Genomic DNA, 5,061 nt, shown 5'->3' with positions numbered 1-5,061 from the left:
TCCCCACGCTCACCCCCACCCTCACCCTCACAAGACCTGGTTCGTCACCGGCACCTCCTCGGGCATCGGCCGCCAGCTGGCCGAACTGCTGCTCGTCCGGGGCTGCCGCGTCGCCGCCACGGCGCGCAGGACCGAGACCCTGGACGACCTCGTGGCGGAGCACGGCGACCGGCTGCGGGTCCTCTCCCTGGACGTCACCGACACCCCGGCGGTCCGGCGCGTCGTCGACGAGGCGTGGACGGCGTTCGGCCGGATCGACGTCGTGGTGAACAACGCGGGCTACGGGCTCTTCGGCGCCGCCGAGGAGCTGACGGACGAACAGATCGCCCGGCAGCTCGCCACCAACCTCACCGGCTCCATCCAGGTGGCCCGGGCGGCCCTGCCCCACCTGCGGGAGCAGGGCGGCGGCCGCATCGTCCAGATCTCCAGCATCGGCGGCCAGATCGCCTTCCCACTGCTGAGCCTGTACCACGCCACCAAATGGGGCATCGAGGGCTTCTTCGAGTCGCTGCGCCAGGAGGTCGCGCCCTTCGGCATCCAGACCACGATCGTCGAACCGGGCGCGATCCGCACCGCCTTCATCGACCGGGGCCTCGACCAGGCGGCCCCACTGGCGGCGTACGAGGACACCGACCTCGGCGAGTTCCGCCGCAGCATGCTCGCCGGAACCGCGATCGACCCCATCGGCGACCCGGCCCGCCTGGCCCGCGCCGTCATCGACAGCGCCGACCAGGACCCCGCCCCCGCCCGCCTCGTCCTCGGCAGCGACGCCTACGAGATGGGGCGCGCGGCACTGGGACAGCGGCTGGCCGACCTGGAGGCGCAGCGGAACGTGGCGTACTCGACGGACGCGGAGGGCGCGCGGGGCTGAGGGGATGTTCGGCAGGGGCTGAGGGGGCGGCCGGGGCCGACTGTCACACCCGCGTACCGAAAAACAGGTGTGTCAGTCGGTTATGGCAGGGTGTCATACACACACATCGAACATCGAACATCGATGGTGCGGCAGGGATCGGGGACAGAGGGCAGGGGACAGGGGGATCCATGACGGCGTGGGACATCCGTCCGGCTGAGGTCGGCGGAGTGCTGAGCAGGACGGCGACGGCGGCGGAGGGCCTGTCGAAGGCGGGCCAGAGCGTGCAGAAGACGCTGCCGAGCGCCGCGACGGCGGCGGGCACGATCAGCGGCATGGTCTGCGGCCCGGTGCCGAGCGGCCCGGTCTCGGGTGCGCTGGGGGAATTCGTCAAGAAGTGGTCGAGCGACCTGACCTACATCGCCAAGCGCACCGCCGCCTCGCTGAACGGCGCGTCCGAGGCCACGCGCCACTACGTCGAGGGCGATCTGGCGATGGCCCGGACCACCCAGAGCGACGCCCTGAAGGAGCCCAAGATAGACATGCCCGGGCAGGGCGGTGACAAGAAGTGAGCGACGAGGATCTCATCGTCCCCTCGGGCATACCCCAGTTCACCGGCAACCTCGACACGCTGGATTCCGACGTCAAGACGATGACCTCGGACGCCAAGCTCTTCCGCGACTCGGGCGCGTCCGTCCACTCCACGTTCCAGGGCCTCCAGGCCTGCTACAAGGCACCGGAGGCGGAGAAGCTCTTCGCGACGACGGCACCGGTGGCGACGAAGGCGGGCGCGTTCGCGAGCGACCTGGAGAAGGTGTCCGGCGCGCTGAGCGCGTACTCGACCGAGGTGCGCCCGCTGGCCAAGAAGCTCAGCGACCTCAAGGACGAGGCGGTGGCCTTCGTCGCGAGCGTCGAGGGCGACGACCACTGGCGCCGGGACAAGAAGAAGGTCGATCACAACAACAGCCTGTGGCGCAGCGTCAACGCCACCGTCTCCGCCTTCCACGACGCCGAGCGCACCTGCTACAACAAGATCGCCGCACTGTGCTGCATCACCCCGCTCACCGTCGACGACGGCTCCCACAAGCCGGGCATGTACGGCTACAAGGCGAGCGACCTCGACCACGCCGAGTCGACGCCCTGGGGCGCGATGGCGGAGCGCGAGTACACCGGCCTCGCCTGGCTGGGCCACCAGATCAAGAGCTTCGTCTGGGACGGCTTCATCGTCGACGGCGTCTGGGGCACCATCAAGGGCCTGGGCACCCTCGTCGGCACCGACGGCTGGGACAAGGCCGGCCAGGCCTGGACGGGCCTCGCCAAACTCGCCACGGGTCTCGTCATCACCGCCTCGCCACTGGGCGCCGCCTACTGGATGACCCCCGACGACAAACTCCCCAGCTGGCTGCGCGACTCACGCACCGCGATGAAGGAGACCGGCAAGGCCCTCGTCGCCTACGACCAGTGGGGCAAGAACCCGGCCCGCGCGGCGGGCGGGGTCACCTTCAACGTTCTCACCACGGTTTTCACGGGTGGATCGGGCGCGGCGGCGAAGGGTGGCGCTGTCGCGAAGACGGTGTCGGCGCTGGGCAAGGCGGGCCGGATCGTCGACCCGATGACGTACGTGGGCAAGGCGGGCAAGTTCACCTTCGTCAAGGTCGGCGACCTGATGTCGGGCCTGAAGAACCTCCGGGTGGGCTCGACGGTCCACCTCGCCGAAGAAACGTTCAAGCTCCCGGGGGAGGGCGCGGCCCTCCCAAAACGCCCGCCAAACCTGCCGGAGACCGCGGTCCCGTTCCTCGCCGACGGCAACAAGGTCGTCTACCTCGACAAGGGAAGCAGCCGCTTCTTCGACGCACAGGGCAAGGAGCTCCAGGCCGCGACGAAGGAACTCTCGGCGGCGGAACGGGCCGCCGAAGCGCCGAAGGCGCCCGAGCAGCGACCGCACTCCACGACCGCGATCCCAGAGCACGAAAAGGTCCCGGCCGCCTCGGGCGCCCGCACGGGCAGCGACGCGACGTCGGCGGCTGGACGCGGCAGGGAGCACATGCCGACGGGCGAGGCAGGCGGCCACACGTCAGGCAGGACCGGGGGCCGCATACCGGGCGGGTCTGCCGAGCACATACCGGGAGGCACGACGCACGACCTCGGTCGTGGCCCGTCTGCGAGCCACGAAACTCCGAGCGGAGGCGGAACCCACACCACTCCGCACGCCGGTGGTGGTAGCGGCAGCCACGACACGCTGTCCTCCAACCACGGCACGCCTACCCATGGGGGGCACGATTCCCCGTCAGGCCCGCATGACCACGATGCGCCCCGACGCACGGATGACGCACCACCGCACCACGGCGACAAGCCCCACTCACAGCAAGACCATGGCGAGTTCTCCGGCCATGACAGCGACAGGGCTCCTGCACACGACGCAGGTGACTCCCCTGAGCACTTCGACAGCCATGAACACAACGCGGTCGATGGTGGTGACGTGGCACCCGGCCAATCAGGTGGAGCCATTCGTCCACCAGACACAGGCACAGTACGCAGCTACATGCTGACTGAAGAGTGGTCAATCGAGGCATACGATGCCATCCGAGCTGCTGATGATACGGCTGCAATGGCTGGACATTTGCAGGACGTCCCCCGCCTTGATGGGTCACGCGGTTTCTCCACAGCAGATATTGAAGCCATCAAGAATCATGTCTTCTTTGAAGAACATCCCCTCGCTACACACGATGGAGGGATAGTCCACGCCCGCTACGATCCAAACCCTGACATGGCAGAAGCATGGATCCGCCTACGGTCCGGGCGGCACACCAAGGCCGACTTGCTGCTCATGGAACATGAGCTCGCAGAGCATCAGTACTATGTGGACCACCCGGGCTCTACATACGCCGAAGCGCATGCGGCAGCCACGGAAATCGCAGACTGGGCAAGCAGCCCAGAGCCGCCGACCCGTGAAAATTACACTTGGGAGCAATAATGGCCCTCTATGCGGAAGTTGAAAAGCTAGAGGAAAGCGATCAATTGGTTCGCTACAGGTTCACGGACATCAAGGGGGTAGAGCGAACCATGACCCTGAATAAAGTCACGGAGGACATGTCCGTTGAGGACGGGGTGGAGGACATGCTCTACAGAGCCGTGGCACGAAAAGTCGCTATCGCTTGGACGCGAGAGGGATCGGCCCCAGACCGCCTGCTCGTGCAATCTTAGAAGTACGTTTCGAGCAAGCTCACTCCACTATTAGGACGCCCGTTGAAAGACGTCATAGCCCTCACCCCCAAGATGCCCGACTCCTGGGCCGTCGTGGCCGGGCTCTACGCGGGTGGGCCCGATGTCGAGGCGGCCGGGGTTCATGACGGGGCGGTCGTGCAGTTGCGGGCGGCGGACGGGCGGCCGCTGGTGTCCGTCGAGGCGCCGTTGCTCGTGCACGTGCCCGGGGAGGCGGAGCGGCTGCTCGGGGACGGGGTCGGGGCGCCGCCCGTCCCGTACTGGTGGACCGATGTGCGGGCCTCGACCGCATTGCCCGAGGCCGCGCCGCTCGCCGGGTCCGTGGCGGGGCGGCTGAGGATGCTGCTCGGCGGGGCGGTGTGGCCGGCGGAGGCCGCGTCGCTCGACGTCGTTCCCGTGTCCTCCTCGCCGGGCGGTGTCACCGCCGAGGCCGGGCTCGCCGTCGACGTGCTTACCAACTCCACCGCCGTCGTGCTCGTCGACCGGCCCGTCGTCCCCCTCAACGCGTGGATGTCCGAGATCCTGCGCACGGTCGGCGCCGCCGGCCTCGCCCTGCAGATCGTCACACCACCCCACGTACGTCTCACCCTCCCCCTCCGTACCGCCCTCGCCGGTGCGCCCAACCGCTGGGTCGTCCAAGACAGCGGAAATCGCTATTACGACGGGCTCTCCGGCGCTGAACTCCGCTGGCAAGAGGGGACGTTCACCCCGGCCCGGACGGAAGCCGGCGAGACCCCGGTCGCCAAGGCGTTCGCGGACGCCGCTCCCACCACCGACCGGCAGCTGATCGTCTCCTTCCGCGTCCTGCACGAGCACGTCACCGACGAACTCGTCCTCGGCGGCGCGCTCCGCGCCGCCTGGACCGCGCTCACCGGCGCGGGACCCGCCGGCTGGGGCACCGCCGAGCCCGTCAACCTTCCCTGGTCCACCGGCCAGTTGACCGCCCTCGCCCGCGAGCGCTCCCCCGAACCCACCCACCTCCTCGCCGT

4 protein-coding genes are annotated in these 5,061 nt (G+C 68.7%); all 4 read left to right on the top strand.

Annotated elements, in window-relative coordinates; translation table 11 throughout:
* The coding region (locus K6I33_RS31705; protein ID WP_308297352.1) for an SDR family oxidoreductase at positions 1-871 on the top strand (871 nt) is incomplete at its 5' end.
* 170 nt (positions 872-1,041) lie between these two features.
* Entirely contained in the window at positions 1,042-1,422 is a 381-nt protein-coding gene (locus K6I33_RS31700; RefSeq protein WP_229357998.1) for a DUF6507 family protein, read from the top strand.
* Positions 1,419-3,824 carry a hypothetical protein gene (locus K6I33_RS31695; RefSeq protein ID WP_229357997.1) on the top strand — a complete coding sequence of 802 codons (2,406 nt, stop codon included), beginning with the start codon at positions 1,419-1,421 and terminating at the stop codon, positions 3,822-3,824. The genes K6I33_RS31700 and K6I33_RS31695 overlap by 4 nt, the downstream gene beginning before the upstream one ends.
* Positions 3,825-4,096: 272 nt before the next feature.
* Positions 4,097-5,061: DUF6177 family protein (locus tag K6I33_RS31690; protein ID WP_374286326.1), on the top strand; the 965-nt coding region annotated here is incomplete at its 3' end.

This window comes from Streptomyces sp. UNOB3_S3 (assembly GCF_020740895.1).
GTDB lineage: Bacteria > Actinomycetota > Actinomycetes > Streptomycetales > Streptomycetaceae > Streptomyces.
This window is presented reverse-complemented; position numbering and strand designations above follow the sequence as displayed.

Bases quoted from the DNA above. Each gene is read 5' to 3' on its own strand.
- K6I33_RS31700 (WP_229357998.1), top strand. From the start codon at position 1,042: ATGACGGCGTGGGACATCCGTCCGGCTGAGGTCGGCGGAGTGCTGAGC.